This window comes from Pseudomonas sp. 32_A (genome assembly GCF_017490905.1).
GTDB lineage: Bacteria > Pseudomonadota > Gammaproteobacteria > Pseudomonadales > Pseudomonadaceae > Aquipseudomonas > Aquipseudomonas inefficax.
Window position 1 is genome coordinate 1 of the sequence record NZ_JAFGYI010000350.1, and the last position, 443, is coordinate 443.

1 protein-coding gene is annotated in these 443 nt (G+C 61.6%); it reads right to left on the reverse strand.

All coding sequences use genetic code 11. The annotated features are described in order from the left end of the window. On the reverse strand, positions 1 to 443 hold a 443-nt coding region (locus J5M58_RS27030; RefSeq protein WP_207880503.1), incomplete at both ends, for a S1 RNA-binding domain-containing protein.

Sequence of the window (443 nt, forward strand, 5' to 3'; positions counted from 1 at the left end):
GCTTCATGCCGAGGCTGATACGACGACGATCTTCGTCGATCTCGAGCACCATGACTTCGACTTCGTCGCCGAGCTGGACAACCTTCGACGGAGCGACGTTCTTGTTCGTCCAGTCCATTTCCGACACGTGGACGAGGCCTTCGATGCCCGATTCCACTTCGACGAACGCGCCGTAGTCGGTGATGTTCGTGACCTTGCCGAACAGGCGCGTGCCCGACGGGTAACGGCGCGAGATGCCTTCCCACGGATCGTCGCCCAGTTGCTTGATGCCGAGCGACACGCGGTTCTTCTCTTGGTCGAACTTGAGGATCTTCGCGGTGACTTCCTGGCCGACCGACAGGACTTCGCTCGGGTGACGCACGCGGCGCCATGCGATGTCGGTGATGTGCAGCAGGCCGTCGATGCCGCCGAGGTCCACGAACGCGCCGTAATCGGTGATGTTC